Annotated in this window: 17 protein-coding genes and 1 tRNA gene; all 18 read right to left on the reverse strand. The window is 70.6% G+C overall.

Annotated elements, in window-relative coordinates; all coding sequences use genetic code 11:
• Nucleotides 1–805: 805 nt before the first annotated feature.
• Nucleotides 806–1,732 (reverse strand): S1/P1 nuclease, encoded by a 927-nt coding sequence (locus HNQ61_RS21860; protein ID WP_170035459.1) that lies wholly within the window; start codon nt 1,730–1,732, stop codon nt 806–808.
• Between the two features lie 264 nt (nt 1,733–1,996).
• A complete protein-coding gene (locus HNQ61_RS21865; RefSeq protein ID WP_170035458.1) occupies nt 1,997–4,873 on the reverse strand; it encodes an ATP-binding protein in 2,877 nt (958 codons plus the stop codon).
• A 159-nt stretch (nt 4,874–5,032) separates the two neighbouring features.
• Entirely contained in the window at nt 5,033–5,833 is an 801-nt protein-coding gene (gene mtgA, locus HNQ61_RS21870; protein ID WP_170035457.1) for a monofunctional biosynthetic peptidoglycan transglycosylase, read from the reverse strand.
• A complete protein-coding gene (locus tag HNQ61_RS21875) occupies nt 5,830–7,470 on the reverse strand; it encodes an O-antigen ligase family protein (RefSeq protein WP_170035456.1) in 1,641 nt (546 codons plus the stop codon). The genes mtgA and HNQ61_RS21875 overlap by 4 nt, the downstream gene beginning before the upstream one ends.
• Nucleotides 7,471–7,545: 75 nt before the next feature.
• Complete coding sequence (locus HNQ61_RS21880; RefSeq protein ID WP_170035455.1) at nt 7,546–7,842, reverse strand: hypothetical protein; 297 nt, start codon at nt 7,840–7,842, stop codon at nt 7,546–7,548.
• Nucleotides 7,843–7,880: 38 nt separating this feature from the next.
• Nucleotides 7,881–8,441 (reverse strand): type III secretion system chaperone family protein, encoded by a 561-nt coding sequence (locus tag HNQ61_RS21885; RefSeq protein WP_170035454.1) that lies wholly within the window; start codon nt 8,439–8,441, stop codon nt 7,881–7,883.
• Nucleotides 8,442–8,614: 173 nt separating this feature from the next.
• Nucleotides 8,615–8,688 (reverse strand) — tRNA-Val (locus HNQ61_RS21890).
• A 10-nt stretch (nt 8,689–8,698) separates the two neighbouring features.
• Complete coding sequence (locus HNQ61_RS21895) at nt 8,699–8,935, reverse strand: hypothetical protein (protein ID WP_170035453.1); 237 nt, start codon at nt 8,933–8,935, stop codon at nt 8,699–8,701.
• Between the two features lie 253 nt (nt 8,936–9,188).
• Nucleotides 9,189–10,052 carry a peptidase MA family metallohydrolase gene (locus HNQ61_RS21900; RefSeq protein WP_170035452.1) on the reverse strand — a complete coding sequence of 288 codons (864 nt, stop codon included), beginning with the start codon at nt 10,050–10,052 and terminating at the stop codon, nt 9,189–9,191.
• 97 nt (nt 10,053–10,149) lie between these two features.
• Nucleotides 10,150–10,611, reverse strand: a complete 462-nt coding sequence (locus tag HNQ61_RS21905) for a type II toxin-antitoxin system VapC family toxin (RefSeq protein WP_170035451.1) — start codon at nt 10,609–10,611, stop codon at nt 10,150–10,152.
• Nucleotides 10,592–10,807 carry a hypothetical protein gene (locus HNQ61_RS21910; RefSeq protein ID WP_170035450.1) on the reverse strand — a complete coding sequence of 72 codons (216 nt, stop codon included), beginning with the start codon at nt 10,805–10,807 and terminating at the stop codon, nt 10,592–10,594. Before HNQ61_RS21910 ends, HNQ61_RS21905 begins: the two co-directional genes overlap by 20 nt.
• Before the next feature lie 211 nt (nt 10,808–11,018).
• A complete protein-coding gene (locus tag HNQ61_RS21915; RefSeq protein WP_170035449.1) occupies nt 11,019–11,864 on the reverse strand; it encodes a tetratricopeptide repeat protein in 846 nt (281 codons plus the stop codon).
• Complete coding sequence (locus tag HNQ61_RS21920; RefSeq protein ID WP_170035448.1) at nt 11,861–12,367, reverse strand: chemotaxis protein CheW; 507 nt, start codon at nt 12,365–12,367, stop codon at nt 11,861–11,863. Before HNQ61_RS21920 ends, HNQ61_RS21915 begins: the two co-directional genes overlap by 4 nt.
• Entirely contained in the window at nt 12,364–12,855 is a 492-nt protein-coding gene (locus tag HNQ61_RS21925; protein WP_170035447.1) for a chemotaxis protein CheW, read from the reverse strand. Before HNQ61_RS21925 ends, HNQ61_RS21920 begins: the two co-directional genes overlap by 4 nt.
• On the reverse strand, nt 12,852–14,045 hold the full coding sequence (locus HNQ61_RS21930) for a protein-glutamate methylesterase/protein-glutamine glutaminase (protein WP_170035446.1): 1,194 nt from the start codon (nt 14,043–14,045) through the stop codon (nt 12,852–12,854). Before HNQ61_RS21930 ends, HNQ61_RS21925 begins: the two co-directional genes overlap by 4 nt.
• Nucleotides 14,032–14,523: a chemotaxis protein CheD gene (locus HNQ61_RS21935; RefSeq protein ID WP_170035445.1), complete on the reverse strand. Its 492-nt coding sequence runs from the start codon at nt 14,521–14,523 to the stop codon at nt 14,032–14,034. Before HNQ61_RS21935 ends, HNQ61_RS21930 begins: the two co-directional genes overlap by 14 nt.
• Nucleotides 14,520–15,365: a CheR family methyltransferase gene (locus HNQ61_RS21940; RefSeq protein WP_170035444.1), complete on the reverse strand. Its 846-nt coding sequence runs from the start codon at nt 15,363–15,365 to the stop codon at nt 14,520–14,522. The genes HNQ61_RS21935 and HNQ61_RS21940 overlap by 4 nt, the downstream gene beginning before the upstream one ends.
• A complete protein-coding gene (locus HNQ61_RS21945) occupies nt 15,362–16,978 on the reverse strand; it encodes a DUF4388 domain-containing protein (RefSeq protein ID WP_170035443.1) in 1,617 nt (538 codons plus the stop codon). The genes HNQ61_RS21940 and HNQ61_RS21945 overlap by 4 nt, the downstream gene beginning before the upstream one ends.
• Nucleotide 16,979 lies beyond the last annotated feature (1 nt).

A 16,979-nucleotide genomic window follows, 5' to 3' on the forward strand; every position in this document is an offset into this window, starting at 1 on the left:
ACTTTTGCAGACACAGACGTGTTTTTCCGCTGATTGCTAAGCGTCAATTCGGGAGCTTCTATCGTGTTGCAGTCGGCGGAGATCCGTCTCGATGGCGCAGCGGTGGCGGGATGCGAATCGCCCGCGAACAGCGCACGGCGACCTTGTACGGGCAGTGGTCGGCACGATCGGGGGGCGTCAGAGCAGGCCGGCGACATGGGCCGTGCACGTGGAGCGGGCAGCGGCATGCGCGGTGGCCGGGGAAGGTAGTGGCGGCCAACTCTCATTGAGCGAATAAATCCGCCACTCAAACAGCGGTAACCCCCGACACCGGCCGCTGGCGCGTCCGGTTCGGGGCTTCAACAGCCTCGGGACTACGATGGTCACGGCAGCGGCACGCTCCGGCGCCACCGGCGAGCACGGCGGAGCGACGCGGGCACGCCTCGGCGGATCGCGAGAGGATTTCCTGCAGCGCGAAATTCCAGCCGGCGGCGTGTTCAGGATGTTGCCCGAACGGTGCTGGTGGGCGGCCGAATTTCGACATCGGAGGGCCGGACGCAGTTGAAGCCTCGATCGTGGACGCGACAGCGGCCACGAGTCGGGGCTTACCGCTGTTTGAGCGGCGGATTCATTCGCTCAGGAGACTCGCGGCGCCGCGTCGATCCTCATCAATGAACCCATGCTCTCTTCCGTGACATCCGCGCACCTCGCATCAACCCGCACGGCATCAATCCCCTGCCCGTTTCGCCGAACGTGTGATGGTCATTCACCCAAAACAAAAAGCCCGGCGCGAACGCCGGGCTTTTCATCATCCCACCAGATCCGGTCAGCTGCCGAGCGTGCGGTTCAGCAGGTCGGCGGCGCGGTAGCCGGCGAGGACCACGCGCTGCTCGGCGAGGTTCCACGCGTACGGCAGGTAGCGGTCGGGCGCGCGCTCGTTGCGCACCAGCCACGCGGGATACGCGCTCTGCGCCACGCGGAACCCCTCGTGCGACCACGTCTCGAACTGCCCGGGAAGCATGCGGGCGGCAAAGCGCGACCGCGGCCACTCCGCCTGCAGGCGGCGGGAAATGCTCCCCACGTAATCCGACTCGCTGCGGTCGTCCATGGCCCACGGAACCGCGTGCCCCACCAGCGAATCCCAGTAGCCGTGCAGGTTGTTGTACGGATAGATCCCGCCCAGGCGGAAGTCGTTTCCGCCGCGGTCGCCCGCCGTGTCCTGCGCGGTGATGCGGGCGTTGTTGTGCAGCGGCTGGTGGCCGTCGCCCACCAGGTGCAGCGCCCAGGCAAGGTCGATGGACTTGGCGCTGTCGGGAACCGATGCGTTGCCCAGCTCGCCCGCGATGCGCTGCGCCTGGTCGATCAGCTGCCCGGCGCGGGGGATGTCGGTGCGGTCCACGGGGCGGCCGTCCGGGCCCACCTGCCAGAAGAAGTTGACGTAGTGCCAGTCCGAGTGCGCGTACACGGAGTTGGGCATTCCGCGGCTGCGAATCAGATCCGGCCACACGGCGGACATTACGAACCAGTCGCGCACCCGCTCCTCCTGCGTGCCTTCCGCCGGCATCAGCGCGCCCAGGCCCGTAAGCGGCGGCGCGGCCTGCAGAATCTGCACGGCGCGGGCGCGGGCGGCGGGCGTCATGTTGTCCCACGCAATTCGCGCCACCACGCGGTGGCCCAGCTCGTCCCAGGCGTGCGCCGGCGTGGTCCACAGCGCGCAGAACGCGAGGGCGAGGGCAAGAATTCGTGCTTTCATCAGATGCATCCAGATCGGTTTGATGACAACGGGCTCGCGGCCCGCCCCAAAGATCCACGCGAGCCCCGCCCGCGTCAAATCGGCATCCATCCCGCATCGATTCACGACACGGAGCGCGCAGCATCTCCCCCCAGATCCGCAATCCTCGGACAGGACGCTCCGATCCCTCCGTTCCGCTCCCCGCGTACCTCTCCGTTCAACCTCCGCGCCCCCCGCGTGAAACATCATGCTTTCCGGCACAACGAAAACGTAAGGCGCACACGGTCACTCCGCCTGCTCGTCGTCGCGCGCGGAGCGGCGACGGCGTACGTGGTCCAGCGTGCGGCGGGTGGCGTCAAGCGTCTGCCGGGTGGCGTCAAGCGTCTGCCGGGTGCGCTCCACGATGCCGGGGGCGGAGGCCGGAGCCATCTCCCGCAGCCCCGCCTGCCCGATCTCCTCCGCGCGCTGCAGCAGCCGGCCGAGCACGCCCAGGGACTGCACCGTCAGCGCGTCGTCTGCCACGCCGCGCTGCACGGCGGCGTTCACCTCTTCCCCCAGGATCTGGTACTCGCGCCGCAGCGCCTGCGCAGTCCATCCCAGACGCGCGCGCTGCTCGCCGTGCCGCTCCGACATCATCCGCTGAAACTCGGAGCCGTCGCGCAGCAGCACGCTTTCCAGCGGCGTTTCATCCGCCTCCTCCATCACCACCAGCGTCTGCGCCATGTCGGCCAGCAGCGCGGCCATGTGGTCCTCCAGTTCCACGCGCGCCAGCCCGTCCGCGTGGGGGAGCGCGGGATCGTCGCGCATGCGGCCCACGTAGCTGCGCATCACGCGGTCCAGGTCCGCCTGCAGCGCCTCGCCCGCGCGGGCCAGTCCGCGCGCGGGGACGGCGCCCGCGGCCGGATCGCGCGCGGGGAGCCAGAGGGTGAACGCGGCGCCCTGCCCCGGCGCGCTGCGCAGCGTAAGGTCGCCGCCCATCAGCCGGGCGAACTCGCGGCTGATGGTAAGCCCCAGCCCGGTGCCGCCGTGGGTGCGCGTGCGCCCCGTCTCTGCCTGCACGAAGGGGAGAAAGACGGATTCCAGCTGTTCCGGCGCGATTCCCACCCCGTTGTCGCGGACGCGGAAAAAGGTCCACGGTCCAGATCCCGCCAGCCGCGCGCCCGCGTCGGGCGCCTCCGCCGTCCCCGCATCCACCACAACCTCCCCGCCCGGCTCGGTGAACTTGACGGCGTTGCTCAGCAGATTGACGAGCACCTGCCGCACCCGGTCCTCGTCGCCCACGTACGAGAACGTGCACCCGTCGCAGCGGTCGTGCACCGCCACGCGCCGGGCGTCGGCCTGCGGCTGCACCAGCGTGAGCGCGGCGCGGATGACCCCGGCCGCGTCGGCCGGCTCGCGCTCCACCGCCATGCGTCCCGCGGACAGCTTGGACAGGTCCAGCACGTCCTCCACCAGCCCCAGCAGGTGGCGGTTGCTCACCCGGATGCGCTCCAGGTAGCCACGCTGCCCCTCCGTAAGCGGCCCGGCGAGCTCCATTTCCAGCAGATCCGCGTAGCCCAGCGAGGCGTTGAGCGGAGTGCGCAACTCGTGGCTCATGTTCGCCAGAAACTCGCTCTTGGCGCGGTTGGCGGCCTCCGCTTCGGCGCGGGCCTCGCGCTCGCGCTCCGCGGCGGCTTCGGCGGCGGCGCGCTCCCCCCGCTCCGCGTCGTACGACCGCGCCCGCTCCAGAGCCTGCGCCGCCATTCCGCCCAGCGTGGCCACGAACGTCTCGATCCCCGGATCAAACTCCTGCGCCCGCGCAAAGCTGAACGAGAGCGCGGCCAGCACACGGCTTCCGGATACGAGGGGGATGCTGATGAACCCCGCCGTCCCCGCCCGGGCGAACTCCGCCGCGGAGCCGGGATACGCGTCCTCCATCCGTGCCGGGCTGCCGAGCAGGACCGGCGTGCGCTGGATGACGGATTCCGACAGGGGCTTGCCGGGGGAGAGCGGCCAGCGCGCCCACTGCGCGGAGGAGCCTTCCGGGTATCCCCGCATGTGCAGAAGCTGAAACGCCTGCCCGTCATCCACCAGCATCCCCAGCGCGCCTGCGTCCGCGCCCAGCGCCTCCATCCCGTGCACCACGCACACCTCCGCCGCCTGCTCGGTGCTGCTCGCCTCGTTGAGCGCCGTGGCGAACGCCTGCAGCCGGCGCGCCCGGTCCGCCGCGCGCTCGGCGTCGCGCAGCAGGCGCGCGTTCTCGATGGCGTTCCCCGCGCGGCGGCCCAGGTCTTCCGCCAGCTCCAGGTCCGCGGCGGTGTAGGCCCGGCCGGACTCGGCGGAGATCAGCGTGATGACGCCCGCCGTCTCCCCGCCGGCGGGAATGGGGACGATGATGAGGGCGGTGAGACCCAGCGCGCGCAGTTCGTCCACGTGCTCCGGCGTGCGGGCGATGCGCGCCAGCAGCTCCTCCCCCACGTGCGGATGGAACTCCGCGCGCCCGGTGCGGAACACGCGCGCGGTGGCGCTCGACGCGTCCGGCGGAAACAGGCGCGTCACCTCCTCCGCCCAGCGCATGCGCTCCGGATCGCGGTGCGCCACCGTGCGCGTGCGCTCGCCCACCGTGCCGATGGAAACGATGCACCACGTGGCCAAGCGCTCCGTCGCCAGCCGCGCCACCGCCCGCAGCGTGGCGTCATAGTCCAGCGACGAGGCCAGCACTTCGCTGGCGTGGGAAAGAAAGGCCAGGCGCGCACGGTCCAGCTCCGCCGCCTCCGCCGCGCGCCGACGTCCGGTCACATCCACCACGGCGGTGGCGGTGGTGAACGGCGCCGTCCCCCGCCGGGAGACGCTCATCTGAACCCACAGGATGCCGCCGTCCGCACGTAGCCAGCGGACCTCCGTTCGATAGTCGTCGCGCACGCCGGCGACCAGGTCCGCGTGCAGCGCACTCTCCGCCGCGCGGTCATCCGGATGGATCCACGCGTCCACCGGTCCGGGCGGAGCCCCGTCGCCCATCCCCAGCAGTTCCGCGGCGGCGCGGTTCAGGTGCAGCGGGCGGCGGTCCGCGCCGGCCACCACGACCCCCACGCCCGCGCCGTCCAGCGCGGCCGCGAGCCCCGCGTCACGGGGAAGCGCGGGGAGGAAATCGTCGTGTACCGGATCGGCGCCAGAGCTGGACATTCGCGGGTGTAACGGGACGATGCACGGGCCGGGGACAGTCTCCGCCGGCCGTTGAAGACGCTCCGCTCAGCAAATCGCACTCCCGCGTGCGCCGGAACGCGGAGCGGGGCCGGAACCCCTGATGGCGTTCCGGCCCCGCTCTGTCCGCTTCCGTGCGTGCTACCAGCCGCGATGCGACATCCGCCGCAGGATGTCGGCCCGGTACTGCGGGGTGTTGCGGGGGGTGCGCTGGCGCGGATTGGGGAGCAGCGCCGCCATCCCCGCCGCCTGCGTCCGCGTAAGCCGCCGGGCGCCCCGGTCGTAGTGCTCGCGCGCGCCCGCATCGATCCCGAACACGCCACCCCTGCCCCACTCCACCTGGTTCAGGTACAGCTCCAGAATGCGGTCCTTGCCCAGGATCAGTTCGGCCGCCGGGGTCAGCGTCAGGTCGTACACCTTGCGGATGGGATTGCGGCAGGCGCAGCCGAACAGGTTCTTCACCAACTGCTGCGTCAGGGTGGATGCGCCGCGGAACCGCGTTCCGCTGCGCGCCTCGCCGGTCGCGCGGGTCATCTCCTCCCAGTCGTAGCCGTGATGCTCCCGGAAGCGGCCATCCTCAGCCGCGATCACCGCGCGCGGCACGTGGCGCGGCAAATCCTTCAGCGCCACGAACGAGCGCCGCTTCTGATACTCGTCCGACGAGAACCACGACTCCACCCGGCGCTGCATCTGCACCCCCGTGGTCGGCGGGTTCACGAAGCGGTAGGCCACCAGCAGCACCACGCAGAACAGGTAGTAGCCCGCGAACGCGATCAGGGCGTACCTGGCGATGCGGAAGCCGATCCCACGCTTCTTCCGCGGCGGCTTCGCGGCGACGGGAGGGGGCGCGGGCTGCACGCGCGGCCCCGGATCCCACAGCAGCGTGCGGTCGTCGTCGCCGTCGTCGCGCGATACGGCGCGGAACGGATCGCGGTCGGTCATGGCTTCACTTTCGGACAGCGCGCGCTCAGGCGGCGTGCTTCTTCATGATTGGGATACAGCGCGTGCGCGGCGCGGGCGTGCTCGCACCGCTCCGCACGCCTGCCGCCAGCCCGGGCCAGCCGCAGCTGCACGCGGAAGTTGCCGGGGTCGATGGAGGCGGCTCGGCGCATGGAGGCCGTGCCTCCGCTGGCGAACAGTCCCATTCCCGCCAGCTGCGCCCCGCTCCGCGCCGCGCCCGCGCCCGCCGCCAGCGCGGCCACCAGGAGCGCGATCCGCCGCACGGGGAGGGAGACGGCCTGCCGCCCCTCCGGATCCGGCGCCCAGAGCGCGCCGAGCGTGGCCCACACCAGCAGGCTGGGGAGGGCGAGCAGAAGGACGGCATCGAACGCGCCCGCGACGTTTGCCGCCACCAGCGTGGCCAGCAGCGCCGCGGCGGAGAGCGCCTCGTCCGCGTCGCGTGCCCGGATCAGCCGGTGCACCCCGCCGATCGCCCATCCCGCCATCGCCAGCAGCAGCACGCCGAACGCCACGAAGCCGCGCTCCGCCGCCACCGCCACCCAGTCGCTGCTGGGCCACGGGTTGGAGGTCGCGCCCTCCGTGTTGGGATCCAGGGACGGGTCGCGCCGCGCCGCGTACTCCGGATAGCGCACCGCCCAGTTGCCGGGGCCCACGCCGAGCACGGGGTGATGGAGCCCCATCCGCAGCGAGCGCCCGTACTGGATCAGCCGCCCGCGCCCGCTTCCCTCCTGGTAGTTGGCCACACCCTTCACCGACTCCAGGTACGGATTGTCGCTGTTCCACCGCAGCGTGTTGGGGAGCGTGATGGCCGCCGCCACGCCGCCGCCCGCGATGAGAAGAATTCCCGCGCCGCGCAGCCAGGTGCGCCCGTTTCGCCGCAGCGGCCGCGACACCAGCATCGAAAACCCGAAGACGATCACCACGGCACCGAACGCCAGCCACGCCGCGCGCGACCGCGTCAACACCAGCGACGCCGTCACCAGCGCCACACCAATGCCGCCAATGGCGTACCCCGCCCCGCGCCACGCCCGCAGCGCGGACAGCAGGACCAGCGGCAGGCCGAACGCCGCCAGGTGCGCGATGAAGTTGCGGTTGCCCAGCGTGCCGCCGGGCGCGCGGTTCATGGAAAACAGGTCCGTGCGCACGCCGTACGTCTGCGCCAGCGACGTCGCCGCCCCCAGCACCACGGCGGCGGCCAGCGCGGTCAGCAGCGGCCGGGCGAGCCCCGCCTCGCGCACCCCGCGCGCGGCCCAGAAGACGGCCAGCCCGGAGGCAGTCACCGCCACGGCGCGCATGGCAAGCCACACGTTCGCCGCCAGCAGCGCGGAAACGGCGCTCAGCAGCAGAAAGGCCAGCAGCAGCACGTCCACGCGCGTGCCGCGAATGCGACGGATGGCGCCAAGGGTGAGCACGCCGGCCGCCAGCCCGGTCAGGTGAAGGACCAGCTCCTTGGGAACAAAGAAGCGGTCCAGCTCGAACATCTTGTACGTGGACACCGTCAGCACCACCAGCACCGCGCCCAGTTGCAGGACACGGAGCGCGAGACGCTCCGCCGGGCGGGGGCCGGTGGGCGTGGGATAGATGCCGTCGGGAGTGAGGCCGGGATGAACTTCGGACAAGCTGGTGCTCCTGAATGCGGACGCCGGGCGCGAAGCCGTTTGTCCACGTGTGATAAACCGCGGTGTGATGCGCGCTTACGATGCGGGGCGGCGGCGGACGGGCGCCGCACGGGCGAGCAGCGCGCGAAGGTCTTCCTCCGAGCACTCCTGCCACCCCGGCGGAACCGGGGCCAGGCGCCGCTTCCGGTCCCCGCTCTCAAACGCCAGCCACCCCTCCTTGAGGGTGCGGCTCCCTTCGCCGCGGCGGTCCGGGCCGGCGTACTCCTCCCCGCCCGCGGGCGAGATCCCCCGCCGCTCCAGCAGCGACGCGTTGACCGGGATCACCTCCCAGGCCACCCATTCGGCGCCATCGGCGTCACGGAACTGGCGCATGGATCAGCGGCCGGCGGCTGCGGGGATTGAGAGAATGGTCAGATCTCCACGCGCTCGATGGCGTCCGCCGGCTCGTCCCCGGCGTGCATCACGCGCATGAACGCCGGATAGTAGCGGTCACAGACGGCCAGGCTGGCGCCCAGCATGTTCCTCACCATCAGCGGCACCAGCCGGCCGCCTTCCACGTCCACGCTGGTCTTGAAGCGCACTTCGCCGTCGCTGTAGTCCATCTCGAAGTTACCCAGCGGCAGCCCGTAGTTGGCGCGCGTCAGCGCCTCGGCCATGGGGGCGCGCTGCTCTTCGGGAACCAGAAACGGGCAGCGCACGTAGCTGCGGAGCACGCGCGAATCCTCGTTGGCAAAGAAGAAGATGGTGTACACCGCGTGCTTGCCGTGAATGGACAGGCTCAGCCCCGCGCCTTCCGGGTTCGGCGTGTAGGTGTAGCCGTCCTCGTCCAGCGACTCGCTCACCACCTCGATCAGCACTTCGCGCTCGCCGTTTTCCTCGCGGTCGCGCTGCAGTTCGCGCAGAAAGGCATCCACCTCGCTCTCCGCGTCGTCATCCATCGGGTCCGGCTCGGTAAACTCGTCGTCGTTCATCTCAACAGCCTGGTTCGGCGGATTCAGCGAAGGCGGTACGGCTCGCCCGGGCGCGTACCATGCGGCCCCGCCGGTGCTCCACGCAAGTCGGAGCCCCATGGCGTGATGGGATCTGCCTCGGTGGATGAAAAGCGGCCGGGCCCGACACTGCTGCGTGTCGGGCCCGGCCGGAGTGCGCGCTGAGGGATTCGAACCCCCGACCCCCGGTGTGTAAAACCGGTGCTCTAACCAGCTGAGCTAAGCGCGCGGCGTGTGCCTCAGAGAATGATTCCGAGCGGCACCAGGATGGCGAAGCCGAGCACCAGCAGCAGCGGCGCGCCCACCGTGCTAGCCCCCGCCAGCATCACGAATCCGGCGATGATGGACAGCAGGCCGGCCAGCATGAGCGCCGCGTTCAGCGGGCCGAAGCGAAGCGTGCTCTCGTTGTCGGCGGCGGCAATGGCGGGCGCCGCGGTGGCGCGCTGTCGGGTGCGGGTCGGCTCGGGTCTCGGCATGGCGAAATAGTAATGTCTCGGGAGAGAAAAACCAACCCCGGCTCAGCACGAGGTGAGGGTCCGGCGGCGAATCGCGCCTTCCGGCGGCCATCCGCGCCTCCTCTGACGTCAGCCGGCGTACAAAGGATGCCGCGTTCGATGAAGATCGTCATCAAGGTTGGCCGTATCGTCTCCCCGCTGTCGATCGGCGGCGACAAGCGGCCGGGAACGCAGCCCTGTGTGCGGCCGCGACCGGATTGTTCCCGTCCGCGGCTCAGTCGCGCTCGTCGGAGAAGGCCAGCGGGTACTCCACGTTCAGCCCGTCTTCGCGGGGCGGAGGCAGCATCCGGTACTCCTTTTCCATTTCCGCCACGCGCGCGCGGTTGCGCATGCGCCGCGGAATCCACGCGACCATCGCCAGCACTACGGCCAGCGCCCAGACGAATCCCAGGCTGGCGCCCAGCGAAAGCCATCCGTAGCGGGAGCGCACGTCCCTGCCCCACTCGTCCTCCAGCTGCGCCGACGTCATGCCGAACGTGGTGCGGATGGAGCTTTCCAGCGATCCGCTGGCCTGCCAATTCCGCATCAACAGCGCAAAGCCGCGCTCCCCGGTGCGGCGCCGCAGGTGATCCACCGCGGTGGCGCTCAGCAGATAGGCCAGCCGCGCGTCCGCCTCGTCCGACGGCCACTCGATGGACAGCGAATCCAGCGGCGGCGCCCGCCCCGTGAGAAAGGCGACGCGCAGCGCCCACCCCTCCGATGAATCCCAGCTTCCCGACGCGACCTCCGCGTATCCCTCGTCAAACCAGCGCGGAATCGCGCCCGGCAGCCGCTCATGCAGCGCCAGGTGAACCAGTTCGTGGCGCAGAATGGCGTCCGCCTGCCTGCGGTCCACCCCGGGCAGCGGGTACGCGGGAATGACGATGCGCCGCAAGCTGGGGATGGCCACGCCGCCCGCCCACTCCGGCGCCCGCCCGCCCGTGGCCTCCGCGAACGCGGCCGGCGTCGGCGCCAGGATGATGACGGTGCTGTCCGCCGCGGCCACGGGCCCGAACCCGGGGAGCGGCACGGGCGTGCGGGCCTGCGCCGCGGCTTCGCGCGCGAGCAGCGCGTGCCGGGGGGCGTACAGTACGCTCACCCCGCCGGAGCGCAGCGTCTCGTACGCCGGCGCCTGCGCATGCGCGCGGGACGGCAGAAGCGAGAACAGCGCGGCGGTCAGGATCGCGAGCCACCGCCTAGCCTGCGGTCGGAGCGGCGGCTTCCGCGTCCCGGGTCGGGTACCCCGTCCGGTGTCGAAACCGGACAAGCTGCTGGATGGCGTGGTAGTCGCGGAAGTTGTCGTGAATGACCTCCGCACCAATCTGGTTCGCGGTGCAGGCGATCAGGACGTCGTTCGTGAATGCGGCCGTGATCGTGTACCCCCGCGCGCGAAGGCCGTTCAGCACCGTCCCCGCCTTGCGCCATTCCCAGTGGGTCGGCACCACGGTCCGCCCCAGATCTTCGAATGGCTCGATGTACGTCCGCATCAGTTCGCGCTTTTCCTCCGGGCGCGAACCGGCAAGCAACTCCTGCGCGACCACCGAACACAGGTACACGGAGGGCGAAAAGGCTGATGTGAATGCCCGCAGCTTCTCGTACTCCGCCCTGTTCCGGATCGCTCGGACGTACAGCTGCGTGTCAATCACGTAGTTCGACATTCGCCGTCTGGTTGGCGGGAAACACGTCGTCAATCTCCATTCCCCGGATTGCATCAAAGGCCGCGAGCAGCGTCTCCCGGAACACCTCTTCCGGCGGCTCCGGCTGGGGGCGGCGGTACTTGCGAGCGACGTGACCGCTGAAGAGCGGCGTGTCGGCCTCGTGGCGTCGGTATCTGACCAGCTTGTGCAGATTCATGCGTCATCTCCGTTTCGTTTGCACGGATCAACGATGATCAAACTGGACTCTGCGCGCAAGGGGGAAATGGCGCTCCGGACAAGCTGGCACCACGGCTGGCCCGATGGGAGCGCGGCGCGGAGACGCGAGGAACGACGCGGGAGAAAACCCGGCGAGCGCCGGGTGGCGGCAAACGAAAATGCGGCGCCGGGGAGGCGCCGCGTTGGGGAAGTCAGTTCTGAAAGGAGACGGGCTGCCCCGCGTTCAACTGGGCCAGCGCCTTGCCGCACCGCTCGCCCCACAGGTTGAAGCGGTTGGTCTGGTGCCCGCGGCTCCAGGCCTGGGCGGCGGCTTCGTTGTTCCCCTCCAGGTAGTACGTGCGGCCGATCTCCCACCACGACTCCAGCATGTTGGGGCCCAGCTCCAGCGCCTGGTGAAAGAAGCCGCGCGCGTCCTCGAACATCTCGCGGTCCAGGTATACCAGCCCCATGTAGAAGTGGGCATACAGCTGCGCCTTGCGGTCCGTCTGCTGGCGGATGGCGCGCGACAGGTGCTCGATCGCCTCGCCAAAGATCCCCTTCTTGAGGCAGATGTACCCCAGGTTCACCCGGGCCAGCGGGTTGTCGGGATCGCGCATCATGACCTTGTAGTAGGTCATCAGCGCGTCGTCGTACTGCTCGCGCAGCATCTGCGCCCACCCCAGCAGGCTTTCGGCGTGCGGATCGTTGGGCGCCAGCTCCAGCGCGCGCTCCAGCTCCTTGACCGCGCGCTTGGCGTCGCCGCTGGCGATGGCGCTCCATCCGCGCTCGATGTAGGTGCTGCTGCCGATGTGGTCGCTCACCAGCGCCTGAGCCGGGGCCGCCGGCGCCGGCGCGGGAAGCTGCTTGTAGCGCTCCACCAGCCCGCGGATGCGCTCCTTGAAGGCGGTCAGCTCCTCGATGGCCGTTTCCGTTTCGCGGAACAGCCCCACGATCTCGCCCCGCAGGCGCTCGCGGTCGCCCGCGGCCACCTGCCCCAGCTCGCCCTCGATGCGCCCGAAGCGGGCTTCCAGCGCGTCCATCCACTCCCGGGTGGTCATGCGCCCGCGTCCGCCTCGCCCGCCGGCGCCAGCGCATCACCCAGGGCGATGCGCTCCTCGCTGGTCAGGATGCGGTCCAGGTCCATGAGGATGATGAGCCGGCCCTCGTGGCGAACGATCCCGCGCATGAACTCCGCGGCCAGCCCACGGATGTACGCGGGCGGGGCGGATACCGAGGTCTCCGGCGCGCGCAGCACCTCTGTCACGCTGTCCACCACCAGCCCCAGCCGCTCGCCGGAAAAATCGACGAGCACGATGCGCGTTTCGTCCGTGTACGCCACGTCCGGCACCTCGAAGCGGCGGCGCAGGTCCACCACGGGCACCACGGAGCCGCGCACGTCCAGCACCCCCTCCACAAACGCGGGCGCGCGCGGCACCGGCGTAACCGCCTGCCAGCGAAGGATTTCGTGGACGGCGAACACGTCCAGCCCGAACTCCTCGCCCCCTACCTGAAAGGTGACCAGCTGCACCTGCGGCACCGCCGCCTGACGCACGTTCCTCACGGTTGCTCCCCGGTTTCCAGCGTGGTCCGTTCGCGAAGGATCTCCGCGAGGTCGATCAGGGTCACCAGTCCCGCCGGCATGCGGGCCACCGCCACCACGTACGCGTCGCGGTCGCCGCCGGTGTACGGCGCGGGACGCAGCGACTCCGCGGGAATGTCCAGCACCTCGAACACCGCGTCCACCGCCACGCCGATGCGCGCCTCGCCCAGCCCCGCCACCAGCACGGGGGGCTGCTCCGCCGTCAGCGGCAGCGCCAGCGCGGCGGACACGTCCACCACCGGCACCATTTCGCCGCGCAGCAGCATCATCCCCAACAGGTGCGCGGGGACGTCGGGAAGGGGGTGGATGCGCTGCTTCGTCACCACCTCCTCCACCAGGCGGATGTCGCAGCCGTGCAGTTCGCCGCCCAAGCGAAAGACGACCACCTGCGCACCTTCGCCCCGCGCCAGCCAGCCGCGGAAGTCCAGCACCGTCTCCGCCGCGCTCACCGCGCCTCCTCGCCCGCCGGGGCCGTCACCGCGGCGCGCGCGTCGACACCTCGTTCGATCCCGGCGGAAATCTGGTCCAGCGGCAGCACCTGGTCCGCGGTGCGGGCGGCGGCGGCGGGCATTCCAAAGATCACCGACGTGGCCCGGTCCTGCGCGATCCCCAGCCCGCCGGCGCGTACGACGGCGCCCAATCCCTCCGCGCCGTCCTTGCCCATCCCCGTGAGCACCACACCCACCGTCCGCCCGCCGAACACCTCCGCGGCGCTGCGGAACAGCGGGTCCGCCGCGGGGCGCACGCCCCAGACCGTCGGCTCCTGGTCCAGCGCGATCCGCACGCCGCGGGCGTCGCGGACGACGCGCATGTGGTAGTCCCCCGGGGCCAGGTAGACGTGGTCCGCGCGCACCGTCTCCCCATCCACCGCCTCGGAGACGGGAAGGCCGCCCATTCCGTCCAGCCGCTCCGCCAGCGTGCGGGTAAAGCGCGGCGGCATGTGCTGCACCACGAGCACGGCGGCGCCCAGCGGGGCCCGCAGGCGGGGGATGATTTCCGTCAGCGCGCGCGGGCCGCCCGTGGACGCGGCGATCACCACTACCCGTTCCGCCGACACCCCGGTGCGCGGCACGGGCGCGGGCGCCGCCGGCTCGCGCTCCGTCCCCGGGGCCAGCGGGGGGGCCACAGGCATGGACGCGCTCCCGCCGGGCATTCCCGGAAGCGGCGCGGGCGCGGGGAGGGCGGCGGCGCGGCGCCCCATCCGCATCGGCAGGACGGACAGGTTGGCCGAGGCCGCGGCGCGCAGGGCGTCCAGCAGGCGGTCGCTGACCGTGTCCAGGTTCAGCGAGATGGTGCCGGAAGGCTTGGCGACGAAATCCACCGCGCCGTAGTCCAGCGCGCGCATGGTGGCCTCGCCCCGCTCGGTGGTGTAGGCGGAAAGCATGACCACGGGGCGCGGCGTCTCGCTCATGATGTACCCCAGCGCGGCCAGCCCGTCCAGCCCGGGCATCTCCACGTCCATGGTCACCAGGTCGGGGTCCAGCTGGTGGATCTTGCGCAGCGCGTCGTGCCCGTCGCGCGCCGTGCCCACCACGCGGAACTCGTCCGTGCGCGAAAGGATGTCGGTGATGACGCGGCGCATGAAGGCGCTGTCGTCCACCACCAGCACCGTGTGCGTCCGCCGCTCAGAGGGCGACATCGGACCTTCCCACGGAGCTCACGATGGTGGTGCCCGGTCCGATGGCGAAGCGCACCGAGCGGCCGTAGTCTCCCCCCACCTCTTCGCCTAGAATGGGGATGCCCGCCTTGTGCAGCGCCTCGCGCGACGCGCGGATGTTGCGCTCGCCCATGTTGAGCGAGCCGGGGACCATGAGCGTCTGGAACATGGCCGCGCCCCCGACGAGGCGCGCCTTGAGGCGTCCCGGGCGCGCGCCGCGGCGGGCCATCTCCTGCACCAGCAGGGGAACGGCGGTGCTGGCGAACTTGCTTTCGTTGCTGCGGTCGCGCGAAAGCGCGGGCTCGGGCAGCAGCACGTGCGCCATGCCGCCCACCCGCGCGTCGGCGTCGTGCAGCATGATGGCCACGCAGGAGCCCAGCCCCAGCGTCACCAGCAGGTCGTCAGCTCCGCCCACCGCGTGCTGCGCCACCTTTACGTACGTCGCGTTGCTGCGGTTCATGCGGGCGGCCTGCGAAAGATGCGCTCGCGGTTGTTGATGGGCTTGAACAGGAGCCGCGCCTCGCCGATCAGCGTCTCCACCTTGCCCATCACCAGAAAGCCGCCAGGCGCCAGCGCGTCGTAGAAGCGCTTGAAGAGCAGTTCCTGGATGTCGCGGTCAAAGTAGATCACCACGTTGCGGCAGAAGATGAGCTGCTGCCCGCTCAGCGGCTCGCCGCTGATGAGGTCGCGCCGCTCGAACGTCACGTTCTGCCGGGGCTCGGGGCGCAGCGTCCACGGCGGCCCGCCGGTGAACCACCGGCTCAGCATCTCCGGCGGTGTTTCTCCCATGGACAGGTCCGGGTACTCGCCCAAGCGGGCGGCGTCCAGGCTGCGCCGGTCGATGTCCGTTCCCGTGATCTGCAGGCGCGATGCCTCCGCCGCCCGCCCCTGCCCCGCCAGCCAGGCGCGGGTAAGCATGGAGCAGGTGTACGCCTCCTCGCCGCTGGCGGAACCGGCGCTCCACACCCTGACCGGGCCGCGCCCCTCAAAGAGCGTGGGCAGCACCTGCTCCTGGATGGCCGCCCACGTTTCGGCGTTGCGAAAGAACTTGGTGACGTTGATGGTCAGCGTGTCCAGGAGATGGTCGTACTCCCCCGCGTCGCGGTCCAGCAGCGCCGAGTACTCCGCGAACGTCTGCTGCCCGCGCGCGCGCATGCGCACGGCGATGCGCCTGCGCAGGCACTTTTCCTTGTAGAACTGGCAGTTGAAGCCGCGGTCGCGCTCGATCTTGCGCTTCAGCTTCTCCAGTTCCTCGTCATCGCCCTCCATGGGAAGGCTGAAGCCCGGTTGCGGCGTACTCATCTCAGAACGCTCTCCACCAGCTCCAGGTTGGTGCGCACCACGGAGTTCTGCGGGTTCAGCTCCAGTGCGCGGCGCCACAGCTCCACCGCCTGCGTGCGCTCCATCCGCTTGTAGTGGATGTTGCCCATGCGAAAGTACACGTCGTCGCCCAGGCGCGGGTTCAGCCGCACGGCGCGGCCGTACGACTCGGCCGCTTCGTCGTAGGCACCGCGGCGGTACAGCGCGTCGCCCAGCGCCTTCTGTGCCGGGGCGGAGTCGCGGTCCTCCTCCGTGGCGCGGCGGTACAGCGCCTCCGCGCGCTCCCAGTCGCCCTTGCGCTCCTGCACGGCGCCCAGGTGCAGGTGCACGGGCGCGGAGTGCGGATGCAGCGCGATCCCTTCCTCGCCCAGCTTCAGAGCCTGGTCCACCCCGCCGGTGCTGGCGTGGCAGAGGATGGCAAAGGCGTAGTACGAGGCCGGCGCGCGCCGCTCGCCCAGCACCTCGCGGTACCTGGTGAACGCCTCGCCCGCCTTTTCCACGTCGCCCGACTTGAGCATCAGGATGGCGCGCGACAGCAGCACCTGCGGACGCGTGGGGGCAAGACGAACGGCTTCGTCGCTGGCGAAGCGGGCATCCGGAAGCCGCCCCAGCCGCTCCAGCGACAGCGACATCGCCTGAAACACGCCCGCGCGCGATCCGCCGAGTTCGACGACTTCCTTGAGGTAGCGGAGCGCGAAGCGGTCGTCGCCCTTGCGCAGCCCGATGAGGGCCAGGTGAAAGCGGGCGTCCAGGTTGCGGGGCTGCAGCTCGGCGACGCGGCGGAATTCGCGCGTGGCCTCATCGTACATCCCCGTCTTGTAGAAGGCGATCCCCAGGTTGCGGTGCTCGTCGATGCGCGCCTGCGGCACCTCCTTCACCTGCGCCTGCCTCCGACCGACGGGGTGCGCGAATCCGGCCTGGATCAGCCCGAACAGCGCCTTGCCCACGTCGAACTCCACCATCCCCGACTCGTCGATCAGCTCCTGCACGCTGCGCTTGCCGTCCACCAGCGGCAGGATCTTGCGCTGCTCCTCGCTGAGCTCGACGCCCGCGACCGGCTTGGCCCGGTCCACCTCGAAGACGAGGTCGAGGGAGGGGATCTTCTTTTCGATCAGGCTCCACTCGTCGATGCGGCGGGCGCCTTCGAGAAGGAGGTTTTCGGGGTTGATGGAGACCAGCATGGCGCCTTCTTCCGGGCGCTGCTCCGCCTCGAAGTTGAAGGTGCCCTGCGTCCAAGTGAAGAGGTAGTAGACCGCTTCTTCGATCTGGATGCGGATGTACTGCTCCAGCTGCTCGCGGGTGAGCGCGCCCTGGCGGATGAGGATTTCGCCCAGGCGGCTGCGCGGGTCGCGCCCCTGCTCGTCGATGGCCGACGCGAGCGCCTGCGGGGCCACCAGGCCGTTCTTGACCAGCAGGTCGCCCAGCCGGTCACGCCGGTTGACGATGGATGCGTAGGTGATGCGGCCGCGGTCGAAGTAGACGTAGCCGAAGTTGCTGCGGTCCGTCAGCGAAAGGCAGCCGGTCTTCTGCCCCATGGCCAGCAGCTGCAGCACGTCCGGAAGGCTCGCTTCCCTGAGGTTTCCCTTGATCGCCATC

The sequence above is a fragment of the Longimicrobium terrae genome (assembly GCF_014202995.1).
GTDB lineage: Bacteria > Gemmatimonadota > Gemmatimonadetes > Longimicrobiales > Longimicrobiaceae > Longimicrobium > Longimicrobium terrae.

Excerpts from the sequence above, each read along its gene's own strand:
- HNQ61_RS21915 (WP_170035449.1), bottom strand. The coding sequence starts at position 11,864 with ATGACCACCCGGGAGTGGATGGACGCGCTGGAAGCCCGCTTCGGGCGC.
- mtgA (WP_170035457.1), bottom strand. The coding sequence starts at position 5,833 with ATGACCGACCGCGATCCGTTCCGCGCCGTATCGCGCGACGACGGCGAC.
- HNQ61_RS21945 (WP_170035443.1), bottom strand. The coding sequence starts at position 16,978 with ATGGCGATCAAGGGAAACCTCAGGGAAGCGAGCCTTCCGGACGTGCTG.
- HNQ61_RS21935 (WP_170035445.1), bottom strand. The coding sequence starts at position 14,523 with ATGAACCGCAGCAACGCGACGTACGTAAAGGTGGCGCAGCACGCGGTG.
- HNQ61_RS21905 (WP_170035451.1), bottom strand. The coding sequence starts at position 10,611 with ATGTCGAACTACGTGATTGACACGCAGCTGTACGTCCGAGCGATCCGG.
- HNQ61_RS21880 (WP_170035455.1), bottom strand. The coding sequence starts at position 7,842 with ATGCGCCAGTTCCGTGACGCCGATGGCGCCGAATGGGTGGCCTGGGAG.
- HNQ61_RS21865 (WP_170035458.1), bottom strand. The coding sequence starts at position 4,873 with ATGTCCAGCTCTGGCGCCGATCCGGTACACGACGATTTCCTCCCCGCG.
- HNQ61_RS21895 (WP_170035453.1), bottom strand. The coding sequence starts at position 8,935 with ATGCCGAGACCCGAGCCGACCCGCACCCGACAGCGCGCCACCGCGGCG.
- HNQ61_RS21885 (WP_170035454.1), bottom strand. The coding sequence starts at position 8,441 with ATGAACGACGACGAGTTTACCGAGCCGGACCCGATGGATGACGACGCG.
- HNQ61_RS21910 (WP_170035450.1), bottom strand. The coding sequence starts at position 10,807 with ATGAATCTGCACAAGCTGGTCAGATACCGACGCCACGAGGCCGACACG.
- HNQ61_RS21940 (WP_170035444.1), bottom strand. The coding sequence starts at position 15,365 with ATGAGTACGCCGCAACCGGGCTTCAGCCTTCCCATGGAGGGCGATGAC.
- HNQ61_RS21860 (WP_170035459.1), bottom strand. The coding sequence starts at position 1,732 with ATGAAAGCACGAATTCTTGCCCTCGCCCTCGCGTTCTGCGCGCTGTGG.
- HNQ61_RS21930 (WP_170035446.1), bottom strand. The coding sequence starts at position 14,045 with ATGTCGCCCTCTGAGCGGCGGACGCACACGGTGCTGGTGGTGGACGAC.